This window comes from Dietzia aurantiaca (genome assembly GCF_021033825.1).
Lineage (GTDB): Bacteria > Actinomycetota > Actinomycetes > Mycobacteriales > Mycobacteriaceae > Dietzia > Dietzia aurantiaca.
On record NZ_JAIFXZ010000012.1, the window covers coordinates 93,814 to 106,791 of the forward strand.

13 protein-coding genes are annotated in these 12,978 nt (G+C 69.7%); 8 read left to right on the top strand and 5 right to left on the bottom strand.

Annotated elements, in window-relative coordinates:
* Positions 1 to 23: 23 nt before the first annotated feature.
* On the top strand, positions 24 to 1,244 hold the full coding sequence (locus K3888_RS13030) for an acetyl-CoA C-acetyltransferase (protein ID WP_230930702.1): 1,221 nt from the start codon (positions 24 to 26) through the stop codon (positions 1,242 to 1,244).
* A 377-nt stretch (positions 1,245 to 1,621) separates the two neighbouring features.
* Here the strand turns inward: K3888_RS13030 and K3888_RS13035 are convergent, their stop codons facing one another.
* A complete protein-coding gene (locus K3888_RS13035) occupies positions 1,622 to 2,473 on the bottom strand; it encodes a Bax inhibitor-1/YccA family protein (RefSeq protein ID WP_230930703.1) in 852 nt (283 codons plus the stop codon).
* Positions 2,474 to 2,727: 254 nt separating this feature from the next.
* Between K3888_RS13035 and K3888_RS13040 the strand changes: the two genes are divergently transcribed.
* The 3 genes from K3888_RS13040 to K3888_RS13050 all read left to right on the top strand — a co-directional run bounded on the left by K3888_RS13040 (position 2,728) and on the right by K3888_RS13050 (position 5,228).
* A complete protein-coding gene (locus K3888_RS13040; RefSeq protein WP_230930704.1) occupies positions 2,728 to 3,489 on the top strand; it encodes a PadR family transcriptional regulator in 762 nt (253 codons plus the stop codon).
* A gap of 117 nt (positions 3,490 to 3,606) precedes the next feature.
* Positions 3,607 to 4,866 carry a hypothetical protein gene (locus K3888_RS13045; protein WP_230930705.1) on the top strand — a complete coding sequence of 420 codons (1,260 nt, stop codon included), beginning with the start codon at positions 3,607 to 3,609 and terminating at the stop codon, positions 4,864 to 4,866.
* A gap of 35 nt (positions 4,867 to 4,901) precedes the next feature.
* Entirely contained in the window at positions 4,902 to 5,228 is a 327-nt protein-coding gene (locus tag K3888_RS13050) for a gamma-glutamylcyclotransferase family protein (protein WP_230930706.1), read from the top strand.
* Between the two features lie 124 nt (positions 5,229 to 5,352).
* On the opposite strand, the gene K3888_RS13055 is transcribed toward K3888_RS13050, so the two are convergent.
* The 4 genes from K3888_RS13055 to K3888_RS13070 form a co-directional block, all read right to left on the bottom strand.
* Positions 5,353 to 6,174, bottom strand: coding sequence for a hypothetical protein (locus tag K3888_RS13055; protein WP_230930707.1), 822 nt, complete (start codon positions 6,172 to 6,174; stop codon positions 5,353 to 5,355).
* Positions 6,171 to 6,914: an ABC transporter ATP-binding protein gene (locus K3888_RS13060; protein WP_230930708.1), complete on the bottom strand. Its 744-nt coding sequence runs from the start codon at positions 6,912 to 6,914 to the stop codon at positions 6,171 to 6,173. The genes K3888_RS13055 and K3888_RS13060 overlap by 4 nt, the downstream gene beginning before the upstream one ends.
* Position 6,915: 1 nt before the next feature.
* Complete coding sequence (locus K3888_RS13065) at positions 6,916 to 7,314, bottom strand: GntR family transcriptional regulator (RefSeq protein WP_230930709.1); 399 nt, start codon at positions 7,312 to 7,314, stop codon at positions 6,916 to 6,918.
* A gap of 394 nt (positions 7,315 to 7,708) precedes the next feature.
* Entirely contained in the window at positions 7,709 to 9,241 is a 1,533-nt protein-coding gene (locus K3888_RS13070) for an MDR family MFS transporter (RefSeq protein ID WP_230930710.1), read from the bottom strand.
* A gap of 287 nt (positions 9,242 to 9,528) precedes the next feature.
* On the opposite strand from K3888_RS13070, the gene K3888_RS13075 reads away from it, so the two are divergent.
* Genes K3888_RS13075 through K3888_RS13090 form a run of 4 tightly spaced genes read left to right on the top strand, consistent with a single transcriptional unit; the run spans position 9,529 to position 12,867 of the window.
* Positions 9,529 to 10,920, top strand: coding sequence for an MBL fold metallo-hydrolase (locus tag K3888_RS13075; protein WP_230930711.1), 1,392 nt, complete (start codon positions 9,529 to 9,531; stop codon positions 10,918 to 10,920).
* An 8-nt stretch (positions 10,921 to 10,928) separates the two neighbouring features.
* Complete coding sequence (locus K3888_RS13080) at positions 10,929 to 11,825, top strand: sulfite exporter TauE/SafE family protein (RefSeq protein WP_230930712.1); 897 nt, start codon at positions 10,929 to 10,931, stop codon at positions 11,823 to 11,825.
* Positions 11,818 to 11,982 (top strand): DUF8730 family Cys-rich protein, encoded by a 165-nt coding sequence (locus tag K3888_RS13085; protein WP_230930713.1) that lies wholly within the window; start codon positions 11,818 to 11,820, stop codon positions 11,980 to 11,982. The genes K3888_RS13080 and K3888_RS13085 overlap by 8 nt, the downstream gene beginning before the upstream one ends.
* Before the next feature lie 48 nt (positions 11,983 to 12,030).
* Positions 12,031 to 12,867, top strand: coding sequence for a helix-turn-helix transcriptional regulator (locus K3888_RS13090; RefSeq protein ID WP_230930714.1), 837 nt, complete (start codon positions 12,031 to 12,033; stop codon positions 12,865 to 12,867).
* The last annotated feature ends 111 nt before the right edge of the window (positions 12,868 to 12,978 follow it).

The following is a 12,978-nucleotide window of genomic DNA, read 5'->3' on the forward strand; positions in this document are numbered from 1 at the left end:
ACCTGACAAAGAAGGAGCCTTCCATGCCGGAAGCCGTGATCGTCTCTTACGCCCGTTCTCCCATCGGACGCGCCAACAAGGGTTCCCTCGTGGGCATCCGTTCGGATGACCTCACCGCCCAGATGGTCAAGGCGGCCCTGGCCAAGGTGCCCGAGCTCGACCCCACCCAGATCGACGACCTGATGCTGGGCAACGGTCTGCCCGGCGGTCAGCAGGGCTTCAATATGGCCCGCGTCGTCTCGGTGCTCGCCGGCATGGACACCGTCCCCGGCACCACCGTCAACCGCTACTGCTCGTCGTCGCTGCAGACCACCCGTATGGCGCTGCACGCGATCAAGGCCGGCGAGGGCGACGTGTTCATCTCCGCCGGTGTGGAGACCGTCTCCAACTTCCAGTACGGCACCTCGGACCACATCCCGAACACCCACAACCCGATCTTCGCCGACGCCGAGGCCCGCACCGCCAAGCGCGCCGAGGGCGGCGCCGACGTATGGACCGACCCGCGCGACCAGGGCATCCTGCCGGACGTATACATCCCGATGGGCCAGACCGCCGAGAACGTCGCCCAGATCACCGGCATCACCCGCGAGGAGCAGGACCACTGGGGCGTGCGGTCGCAGAACCGCGCCGTCGAGGCCGTCGAGCGTGGCCACTTCGCCAACGAGATCACCCCGGTGACCATGCCCGACGGCACCGTCGTCACCGCTGACGACGGCCCGCGGCCCGGCACCACCTACGAGAAGATCTCGCAGCTCAAGCCGGTCTTCCGTCCCGACGGCACCGTCGCGGCCGGCAACTGCTGCCCGCTCAACGACGGCGCCGCCGCCCTGGTGATCATGTCCGACACCAAGGCCAAGGAGCTCGGCCTCACCCCGCTCGCGCGTGTCGTCTCCACCGGCGTGTCCGGCCTGTCGCCCGAGATCATGGGCCTCGGGCCGATCCAGGCCGTCAAGAACGCCCTGAAGATCGCCGGCAAGCAGATCTCCGACATCGACCTGTTCGAGATCAACGAGGCGTTCGCCGTCCAGGTGCTCGGCTCGGCCCGTGAGCTCGGCATCGAGGAGGACAAGCTCAACGTCAACGGTGGCGCCATCGCGCTGGGCCACCCGTTCGGCATGACCGGCGCCCGCATCACCGCGTCGCTCATCAACAACCTGCAGGCCGAGGACAAGCAGTTCGGCGTCGAGACCATGTGTGTCGGCGGCGGCCAGGGCATGGCGATGGTGCTCGAGCGCCTCAGCTGATCCCCAGCGCGGCGGGCAACCTGCGACCCGCCATCGCGAAGAGCGTTCCGCTCACGTTTCCCGAGAATGCGTGAGCGGAACGCTCTTTTCGTTGTATCGAATCGCTGCCGGTCACGCTGCGCGCGGCACATGACAGCGGCCCCGTCTCCCTGTCTCGAGGGGGCCGGGGCCGCTCCCCTCGGCCGTCGGCCGTGGTGTCGTCAGCCGCGCTGCCGAGGCCGCCCGTGAGACGCAGCCGAAGCACCCAGGCCACCGCTCGAACGCAAGGCCTCCCGTGAAATGGCGCACGGCCCCAGCCCCCTCACGAAGGGGCCGGGGCCGTGGATTCGTCCGGGCCGGAGCCGAGCTCCGAGCTGGATCGCCGGCCGCGTACGAGGTCAGTCGCGGAAGTAGCTCATCAGGCGCAGGATCTCGATGTACAGCCAGACCAGGGTCACGGCCAGACCGAGGGCGACGCCCCAGGCCATCTTCGCGGGGGCTCCGGCGCGCACGAGGCGGTCGGCATTGTCGAAGTCCATCAGGAAGCTGAACGCGGCGAGGCCGATGCACACCAGCGAGAAGATGATCGCGATGGTGCCGCCGTCACGCAGCGGGTTGAAGCCGAAGAACATCGCGCCGACGAAGTTGCCGAGCATGAGTACCAGGACGCCGATGATCGCGGCGGTCATGAAGCGCGTGAACTTGGGGGTCACGCGGACGGCGCCGGTCTTGTAGACGAACAGCATGCCGGCGAACACGCCGAACGTGCCGAGTACGGCCTGGCCGATCACGACCCCGGCGCTGGCACCCGCGATATCCATGGTGAACACGTGCGAGACGGCGCCGATGAACAGGCCCTCGAACGCCGCGTAGACCAGGGTGACGGGCGCGGAGTCCATCTTGCGGCCGAAGGTGGCGACCAGAACGGTGATGAACCCGCCGATGCCGCCGACGAGCAGCAGCGGCATGGCCAATCCCGCCGAGATCGACAGCCAGTAGGCGATGATGCCGATCACGCCGATGACGCCCAGGGTGATCCCGGTCTTGGAAACGACGTCGTCGATCGTCATGGGGCGGTCGTCGGTGGCGAACTGCGGCTGCTGTGCCGCATAGCCGGGCTGCGCGCCGAAGCCCTGCTGGCCATACTGACCCTGCTGGAAGGCGGCCTGCCCGGCGCCACCGAACTGTGTGGCGCCCTTGGCGCTCGACTCTGACAGTGAGCTGAAGACCGGGTTGCTGCTCTTGCGCATCGGGGTCCCTTCGGGTGTGTCGGGGGAGGTCGGTTGTCGAGAGGCCCCGCCGGGATACCGACGAATCACTCGTAGATGGTTAACGCACGGTCATCGTCGCTTGTTCCCGCAGGCGGATACTGTCCCGCCCGTTCCGGCAACCAATCCCGCTGACGCCATTTAACGATATGTCGTTGACATTCTTATGATAGTCGTTGATACTCGTGTCCAGCCGGGTGCCACCAGGGCACCCAGAACACGAGAGGAGACGTTCGATGCGAAGCAACGACGTCATGTTCAACCCGGAGGGCTTCGGCCCGTCCGAACACGGCGATGGAGGCGGATTCGCCGGCCACCGCCGGGGCGGCCACCCACGCCGCGGCGGCCGTGGCCATGGCCACGGGCACGGGCGGCCGCACGGCCACGGTGAGCACGGGGGCCCCGGCGGTCCCTTCGGACCCGGTGGGCCATTCGGCCCGGGCGGCCCGTTCGGCCCCGGCGGGCCGTTCGGACCCGAAGGCCCCTTCGGTGGCGCGGGCCGGTTCGGCGAGGGCCACGGTGGGCGCCGCGGGCCGTCCAGGCGACGGCGCCGCGGAGACGTTCGCCATGGTGCACTGCTGCTCCTCGCGGAGGGCCCCATGAACGGCTACGGCATCATCCGCCAGCTCGCGGAGCGTAGCGGCGGAACCTGGCGGCCCAGCTCCGGGGCTGTGTACCCGGCCCTCGCCCTCCTCGAGGACGAGGGACTGATCGGCCCCGCCGAGGACGCAGGGCCCAAGCACTACCAGCTCACCGAGGCCGGCCGCGCCGAGGTCGACGAGCTGGCGGACCGCCCGGCCCCCTGGGACGACGCCACGGAGGAGGCCGCCTCGCGGCTCGGCGGGAATGCGGAGCTGTGGAAGGCCTTCGGCGATGCCGCGATGGCGGTTCGCGCCGTGGTCCAGACGGGCGATGAGACGATCGGGGCCGCGGCCACCGACGAGCTCGTCGCACTACGCAAACGGCTCTACGGGCTCCTGGCGAACGGCACCGACTGACCGCAGTCCGCCGCGCGATCCCACGCCTCGCGACCTCCGATCTCGCGTGAACACAGCCACAGCCGCCCCCGCATGGGATATATGTGACATCCAATACAGATGCGGGGTGGTGGTCACATGGCCGGAGTGGCCGGGGTGTGGGTGGCGAAGCTCGTCGTCGTCGCGATGGTGGCGACAGTCGGAGCCGCGCCGGCAGCGGCCGGGGACCCACCGGTCCCCTACTCGGCGCCGACCGCGGCCCCGCTCGACGTGGTCGAGGACAATCCTCACGGGGAGCGGGGGGGCGGCTTCGCCTCGTCCCTTCCCACTGACAGCGCGACGTTGCGGCCGATGCTCGACCGCGCACGCGCGTCGGGAGTCGACCCCGCGCGCTACGCCACGCTCGCGCGCCAGTACTGGCTCGCGGTGGGTGCCGAGAAAGCCGGGATCGACCTACAACACTGGGTGCCTGAGCGCGGGCTCGCCGCCAACCTCGAGAACGTCGACAAGGTGTACGTGAACTACCTGCGGCTGGCGAACTCGCGCGACGACTACTTCTGGACGGGGATGGCCGGGCTCGCGGGGATGTCGTTCGCCGCCGGCTTCTGGGATCTCGAGGAGGTCGGACAGCTGCTCACCGTACCGGCCGTGCACCAACTGGGCACCGCCGTCGGCGGCGCGCTCCACGACCTTCCGTGGGAACTCGCACGCGAGATGCCCGAGGATGTCCGACTGCTGGCCACGGTCGGTCCCACGCTCACCCGCGCGGACATCGACTGGTACCTGCACCGCCTGTTGGTGATGCAGCGGCACATCTTCATGGACATGATCCCCGCGCACGAGGCGTACGCCGCCGAGGGGTTGCCCGCCGTCGAGGAGCTCGCGGCCGGCGGAGCCTATGACGAGTACGTGGTCGACGCCTGGCGCATGGTCGACGCCGGTGGTCCCGCGAACCTGGCCGAGGTGCTGGTACGGATGGCATCGCGCGAGCAGAACCAGATCATCGCCGACCAATGGGACGACACCGCGGCGGGCCGCGATGATGTGGGGCGCGTGCTGACCTACATCACGACCGTCGGGGGCAGCCCCGACATCCCCGGCGCCCGTAGTCTCGGGCAGTTCCGGCCGCTGACCGTACAGGCGGAGGTGGACGGGCGGCCGATGACCGCCCACACCCCGTTGCCGGCGTTCAACTGGGCTGACCGCGGGCCGCGCTGGGAGTACATCGAGCAGGATCTCGTGCCGCGCTATCGCGAGCTGGTCCAGGACCGGCCCGCGGAGGCGGAGCAGGTGCTCGGCGTGGTGTTTCGCGAGCGGGCCGAGCAGAACCGGATCCTGCGGCGGCTTCCGGAGTTCCTCACCGAGATGACCAGCGGCTGGGCGGTGGTGGCAGAGTGATCGCAACGGCCGGCCTGCAACAGGAGGAGACCCCGATGCCCGAGCACCTGTTCGTCTACGGAACCCTTGCGCCGGGTCGGCCGAACGCGCACGTCCTGGCTGATGTGCCGGGGACCTGGCGGCCGGCGACGATCAGCGGCTCACTATACGAGCGCGGCTGGGGCGCGAGTCACGGGTTTCCCGGCATCGTCCTGGGCTCGGGAGGCGAGGTCGCGGGCTTCGTGTTCTCGTCAGACGACCTCGTCGAGCAGTGGACCATGCTCGACGAGTTCGAGGGAGACGAGTACTCCCGGGTGACGGTAGAGGCCCGGCTGGACGAGGGCGGCGCGGTCGCCGCGCAGGTCTACGCGCTGCGCGACTGACGCCCCAGCAACGCGAAGAGCGTTCCGCGCACTCCCCTCTCGGGCGATGCGGGCGGAACGCTCTCGGCGATGACGGGACCGGCCAACGCACGGGTCAGCGCAGGTCGAATCAGCGCAGGTCGAATCAGCGCAGGGCGACCTTGTGATTCCAGGATCGAACCGTGCGCCAGGCGCAGAACACCAGGATGAGCCCCATGGTCGCCAGGAACCCGATGGGCATCGCCTCGCTGGTGGCGGTGCCCACGGTCATCTCGTCCAGGACGTTGAACGAGACCAGCCCCAGGCGGTCGCCCTCCATCCCGATGCCGAGCGGGATCGCGACCATTCCGAGGAGGGACGCCACCTGCATGCCGACGTAAAGCACGACGAACACCACGATCGGGCCTGCGGCACCCATTCCGGCGAACCGGTTCTCGTGGCCGACGGAGACGGCGAAGTAGTAGTAGATCGGCCACACCAGGAACGAGGCGAGCATCAGAATCGCACCCGCGACGATCATCCAGGCGGGCGCGATCTCCGCGAGGTCCGCCATGATGTCGCCGATCACCGCGACCGACGGCGATGTGACACCCGAGTTGATCGCCACGGCCCACCACACGACCCAGCCGAGCAGGGCGGTGAGTACGACAGCGGCGAGCGAGACGAGCACCGCCCAGAGGAGTTTCGCCCGGAAGATGGTGGCACCGCGCACCGGGATCGACTGCGTGAAGTACCCGGTCCGCCCGTAGCCCGACCGCCAATAATCGGCGACGAGCAGGAGCTGGACGCCTGGCACCAGCACGAACACCGCGAGGAAAGCGAGCAGCAGCCCGAGCACGGACAACACCGACCAGCCCGACGCGCCGAGCAGGCTTCCGAAGAGCCCCACCAGGACGGTGATGCCGAAGTACATGCCGAGTGCCCCGCGCGTACGCAGCCACTCGTGCTTGAGCAGTGTGGTGGTCATCGGTACGTCTCCTTGAAGATCTGGTCGAGGCTGGCGGAGTGGTTCTGGCGCAGGTCGTCGGCATCGCCCTGCAGGAGCACCCGGCCGTGGCGCATCATCACCGCGGCGTCGAGGATCGGCTCGAGGTCGTGCACGAGGTGGGTGGAGATCAGCAGCAGCGAGTCCTCCGAGAGGTTGCGCACGATGCCGTCCACGATCAGGTCGCGCGCGGCCGGGTCGACGCCCGAGATCGGCTCGTCCAGCAGGTAGACGCGGGCGTCACGGGACATGGCGAGCGCGATCTGCACCTTCTCACGCATACCCTTGGACATCTCCTTGAGTCGCGAGGTCTCGCTCAGGCCGAAGAAGCCGATGAGATCGCGCGCCTTCTCGAGCTGGAAGTCTGCGAAGAAGTCGTTGTAGAGGCCCAGACAGTAGGTCACCCGGGCGGAATCGGGCAGGAAGCTGGTGTCCGGCAGGAAGGACACGAGCGCCTTGGACTCGGGGCCCGGGGCATGGCCGGCTATGCGCACGTCGCCCGAGTATCCGGACAGCACGCCGGCGAGGATCTTGAGCAGTGTCGTCTTGCCGCAGCCGTTCTCGCCGAGCAGCCCCACGATCCGGCCGGGCCGCAGTGTCATGGTCAGCTCGTCGAGGGCGCGGGTCGGGCCGTAGCTCATCGTCAGGCCGGAGACCTCGATGAGTGCCTCGAGACCGGCGTGGGGGGAACGGTCGGCGTGGTGGGCGGTGTTCTCGCTCATGTCAGGCTCCTCCGCCATCCGGAATGTCAGTGGTGTGGTGCTCATGGCTGTCCCATCTCTTGTCGAGTAGTGCCCGGGCCTGGTCGTGCGCCATCCGCAGGCCGCGGACGCGGCGGACGAACTCGTCGGCGGCGTCGGTGGCGAGGTCGGCGCGGACCTCGTCGATGCGGGCGTCGTCGTGGGTCACGAACCGCCCGGTGGCCCGCTCGGAGCGGCACAGCTCGAGCCGTTCCAGTTCCGCGAGTGCCCGCTGGGCGGTGTTGGGGTTGACGCCGAGGTCGGCCGCCAACTCGCGGACGCCGGGCATCTTCTCGCCCGCCGCCCACTCCCCTGTCACGATGCGCCGCGAGAACTCCCCGACGAGCTGCACCCAGATCGGGGACGAGGTGTCGAACTGCATCGCCGCTCCCCTCCGTGTTGCTGTATTAGGTACTTAATACAGTGACACGAAGGCGTGGCCGAGTCAAGAAGTGAGAAAGAAAAACCGCGACGACGACGACACCAACGGGGCCGCCGCCCGGACGTGCGGCGGCAGCATGGACGGCGTTGATATCGCGCGCGGCCCCCGGGCTCAGCCCAGAACCGCGTCAGCCGTCAGTCCGGTATGTTTCCCGATCTGCCGACCTGGGGGAACGATGACCGAACTGACGGCTCGTGGAATAGGCAGGGCTCGTGGGAGAAACAGAGCGCCGGGAGCGATGGTCCCCCCGGCTCCGAACTGTGCGCCGCCCGGGACGTGACCGCCCCGTTCGCGTGAGGGCTCAGCGCAGCCCTGGGCCGAGACGCCCGGCGGGTTACCTCCCCGAGTCGGCAGGGGTTGCGTCGTCGGCCAACGCTTCCGCGGCCAGTGCTTCCTCGGCCAGCGCTTCTGCAGCGGGGGCCTCGGTCTGGGCGGTGTTGCGCAGGAACCACACGCCGATCACGGTGATCAGCGAGATCGCGGCGCCGGCGATCAGGGCGTTGTGGACGCCGTTCATCTGAGCCGCCAAGGCGTCCTCGCCACCCTCGCCGCCAGCGACCTGACCGAGCGTCATCACGGTGATGAACAGGGCGGTACCGGCCGCCGCGGCGACCTGCTGCAGCGTGGTCAGTAGCGCCGAACCGTGGGAGTACAGGTGCGGCGGGAGGGACCCGAGCGCCGAGGTCATGAGCGGCGAGAACAACAGCGCGAGGCCGAACGTCAGCGTCACATGGAAGGCCACCACCATGCCGAGCGAGGAGTCGGCACCGAGGGTCGTCATGCCCCACAGGCCGGCGGAGGCCAGTATCGAGCCGGGGATGATCAGCGGGCGCGGACCGACCTTGTCGTAGCGCCGTCCCACGAACCAGCCGAGGATGCCCATGACCAGGCCGCCCGGCAGCAGCGCGAGGCCGGCCTCGAGCGTGGTCGAGCCCAACACCTGCTGCATGTAGATCGGCAGCAGGATCAGCACGCCGAACAGCGACATCATGGCGATGAGCATGAGCACCAGGGCCACGGTGAAGGTGGGTGAGGCGAACGCCCGCACGTCGAGGAGCGCATTGTCCTTGAGCGCGAGCTGGCGCCACACGAACACCGCGAGCGAGAGCACACCGACGATCACCGGGATCCACGGGGAGATCAGCGCATTGCCCGTGGCGGCCTCGCCGATCGAACTGAGGCCGTAGATCAGGCCGGCGAAGCCGAGAGCCGACAGGACGCCCGAGAAGATATCGAGCGGGACGTCGCGGTTCTCGGTGACGTTGCGGATCAGCGCGCCGCCGGCGATCAGCGCCAGCACGGCGATCGGCAGGACCGACCAGAACATCCAGCGCCAGCTCAGCGAGTCCAGCACCACGCCGCCGACGGTCGGCCCGATGGCGGGAGCAACGGCGATCACGATGGAGATGACGCCCATCGTCCGACCGCGGCGATCAGCGGGCACGACGTTGAGGACGGTGGTCATGAGCAGCGGCATCATGATGGCCGTGCCGACGGCCTGCACCACGCGCCCGGCGACGAGCATGGGGAACACCATCGCCAGCGACGCCAGCACCGTCCCGGCGGTGAACGTGCTCATCGCGATGACGAAGACGGTCCGCAGCGGCAGCCGCACGAGCATCCACCCGGTGAACGGGATGACCACGGCCATCGTGAGCATGAAGGCCGTGGTGAGCCACTGCGCGGTGGCCGCGGTGACCTCGAACTCGACCATCAGGTCGGGCAGCGCCACGGACATGATGGTCTCGTTGAGGATCACGACGAACGCGGCCGCGACGAGCAGCGCGATGAGCCGGATCGTGGCTGCAGGCAGTCGGGTGGATTCGGAACTGCTGCTGTGGTCGGCGGCAGTGGACTGAGACGTCACGGGTCGTCCTTATGAAATACGAACTGCGGAAAGAGTACAAAGCCCGGGCGGCACGACGCCGCGCGCGGGAACCAACGCACCCTACCCGACCACCATCCCCGGGCGCGCGTCAAGTGATGCGCGTTACCCGGACCCATGCCCGGCGAATGACAGCACCGAGATCGCGTCTCCACATACCCCGTCCCGTATCTTGCGGATACCCATAGGGGTATGTAGGTTCGTTGTTGTCACCACCCCGACCACCGGGTCGGCCCCGACGCCGCCCGGCCCACCCCACGGAGGACGCGATGCTTCTCGAACGGATCTATGACGACGACCTGGCCCAGGCCGGGTACCTGATCGGCTGCCAGGCCACGGGCGAGGCACTCGTGGTGGACGCCCGCCGCGACATCCGCGCCCATCTGGCGCTGGCGGCCTCCCACGGCATGACCATCACCGCGGTCGCCGAGACGCACATCCACGCCGACTTCCTGTCCGGCACGCGCGAGCTGGCGGCGGCAACCGGCGCCCGGATGTACGTCTCCGGCGAGGGCGGCGAGGACTGGCAGTACGGGTTCGATGCCACCCGCCTGCACGACGGCGACGAGATCACGCTGGGCAACATCACCGCCCGCGCCGTCCACACGCCGGGCCACACCCCCGAACACCTGTCCTTCCTCATCACCGACGGCGCGTTCGCCGACGAGCCCGGCTACATGCTCACCGGCGACTTCGTGTTCGCCGGCGACGTCGGTCGTCCGGATCTGCTCGACGAGGCCGCCGGCGGTGTCGACACCCGTTTCGGCGGCGCCGCGCAGATCTTCGACGGCCTCAGGCGCTTCGTCGCGCTGCCCGACCACGTCCAGGTCTTCCCCGGCCACGGCGCGGGCAGTGCGTGCGGCAAGGCGCTCGGGGCGTTGCCGTCGACCACGGTCGGGTATGAGCGGCGCCACGCGTGGTGGGCGGGGTATGTCGCCGACGACGACGAGGAGGGCTTCATTTCCGAACTGCTGGACGGCCAGCCGGACGCGCACGCCTACTTCGGCCGGATGAAGCGGCAGAACACCCAGGGCCCGGCGCTGCTCGGGCAGTTGGAGGACCCCGTCCTGTTGGACCCGGACGAGGTCGCGGGTGCCGTCGCCGCGGGAGAACTCGTCGTCGTCGACACCAGGGCGGCCGACCGGGTGCACGGCGGCACCGTCGCCGGCTCCCTCAACATCCCCGGCCCCGACAAGGCCGCCACCTACGGCGCCTGGGCCTACGACCCCGAACGCGAGTCGCGGCCGCTGGTCCTGCTGGCCGCCGACGCCGACGAGGCCGCCGCGACGCGCGACCACCTGGTCAGGGTAGGCATCGACGCCGTCACCGGTTACCTCACCGGCCTCGACGGGCTACCGACGGTCTCCCCCGAGGTCATCACGGCCGACCAGCTGGGCGCGCCGGGCCAGGCGCTGTTGCTCGACGTGCGCAACGCCAACGAGCACAGTGCGGGCCACATCCCCGGCTCCGCGCAGCTCAGCGCCGGCCGTGTGCTGTGGAACCTCGACCAGCTACCGGAGGACGGACTCATCGTGACCTACTGCCAGAGCGGCACCCGCAGCTCGGTCGCGGCCAGCGCCCTTCGACGGGCCGGTCACCGCGTGGCCGAACTGGAGGGCAGCTACGCCGGCTGGCTCGCCCGCGACACCGTCCGCGCCTGAGCCCGGCCATGGACCCGATGCTCATCCTGGTGGTGGCGCTGTCCGTGCTGGTGGGCCTGTCGTTGGGCCTGCTCGGCGGCGGAGGCTCGATCCTGCTGGTCCCGCTGCTCACCTACGTCGGCGGGCTCGCACCACACGAGGCGATCCCCACCTCACTCGTCGTGGTGGGGACGACGTCCGTGGTGAGCCTCCTCGGGCACGCGCGCAAGGGGCACGTGCGTTGGCGGGCCGGACTGGGATTCGGGGTGGCGGCCATGGTCGGTGCGTTCGGCGGCGGCCTGGCCGGCGGGCACGTCCCCGGCACCGTCCTCATGGTCGCGTTCGCGGCGATGATGCTGGCCACCGCCGTCGCGATGCTCCGCGGACGGCGCGACGAGCCGGGCCGAACCGACAGCCCCGTGAGAGCACCGTGGCGCGTGCCGCTCTACGGCCTCCTCGTCGGCGCCGCCACCGGGCTCGTCGGGGCGGGCGGCGGCTTCCTCGTCGTCCCGGCGCTCGCCCTCCTCGCAGGGCTACCCATGGCCGCCGCCGTGGGGACCTCACTACTGGTGATCAGCATGCAGTCCTTCGCGGGCCTCGGCGGCTACCTCACCTCGGTGAGCCTGGACTGGCCGTTGGTCGCGGCGATCGCCGCGGCGTCGGTCGTGGGATCACTCGCCGGCGTGGCGATGAGCTCGCGCGTCTCGGAGCGGGCGCTGCGCCGGGCCTTCGGCTACGTCGTCCTGGCGATGGGCGTGTTCGTGCTGGCCGAGGAACTGCACGGCGTCGCGCGGACGGTTCTCGTCGCCGTCGTCGTCGCAGCGGTACTCGTCACGGCCGCACTCTGCCTGTTCACCACCGACCACTGCCCGCTGCGGCGGCGACCCACCACACAACCATCAACCAAGGAGAAACACCATGTGTAGAGCTGTGAAGTGCCGCAAATGCGGCAAGACCACCTGGGCGGGCTGCGGAATGCACGTCGACCAGGTGATGGCCGGAGTACCCGGATCGGACCGCTGCCAGGGCCACGCCGGGGAACCGAGTGAGGGCGGCTTCTTCGCGCGACTGTTCGGGCGGTAGCCGCCCGACGGGAACCGCTCCCCCGCGCCGGTGGTGCAGAATCAGCGCATGGCAGTAACACGCACCGCAGAACGGCCCGGGGTCGACAGACGGACGCTGCCGGCGTACGCGGCGGGCGAGACAGCGATGCCGTTCGTGATCACCGGGATGGACGAGCTGGTCGACCGGGACACCGAGTGGGAGCCGCATTCACACCCCACGCACGAGCTGCTGTGGAACCGGCGCGGCGCGTCCAGCGCCACCATCGGGTCGCGCACGTGGACCATCACCCCGTCGGTGGGACTGTGGATCCCGGCGGGAATGATGCACTCCGCGCGGGCGGCGGCGGGCACGTGGTACCGGACCGCGCACGTGGACGTGCGGACCGCCTCCCCGCTCCCGACCGATCCGGTGGCGGTGGAGGTGACCCCGCTGCTCACACTCGTGCTGGAACGCCTGGTCGACACGGCGCTGCCGGCCGACTCGCGCGATCTCACCGAGCGCATGGTGTTCGACCTGCTCGAGCCCTCCCCGGACGCCCTCCTGGTGCAGAAGCCGACCAACGCACTCCTGCGTCCGATCGTGGCCGCCCTCGAGGCGCACCCCGGTGACAGCCGGACTCTCGCCGACTGGGCCGCGCGGCTCGACGTGAGCGAACGGACGGTGACCCGCGCGTTCCGGGCGGAGACCGGCCTGAGCTTCGGCGCGTGGCAGGCGGCACTACGCGCACAGCACGCCGCCCTACTGCTCGGCGGCGGCATGACGGTCGACGAGGTGGCCCTGCGGGTCGGGTACCGCTCGGCGAGCGCGTTCGGGGCCTCGTTCCGGCGGACGACCGGCCTCACCCCGGGCCAGCTGCGCTCACCCGGCAGCTCACCCGAACCTGCCGTGTCCGGATCGCGATAGGCGACGTCCGGATCAACTGATTGCGCACGGACGCAGGCCAGTCGTAAGGTTTTAGGCCAGCCTCACCTAACACCCCCGGGGTGTGTGGGGGCCGTGTCCCATCTCCTGAGA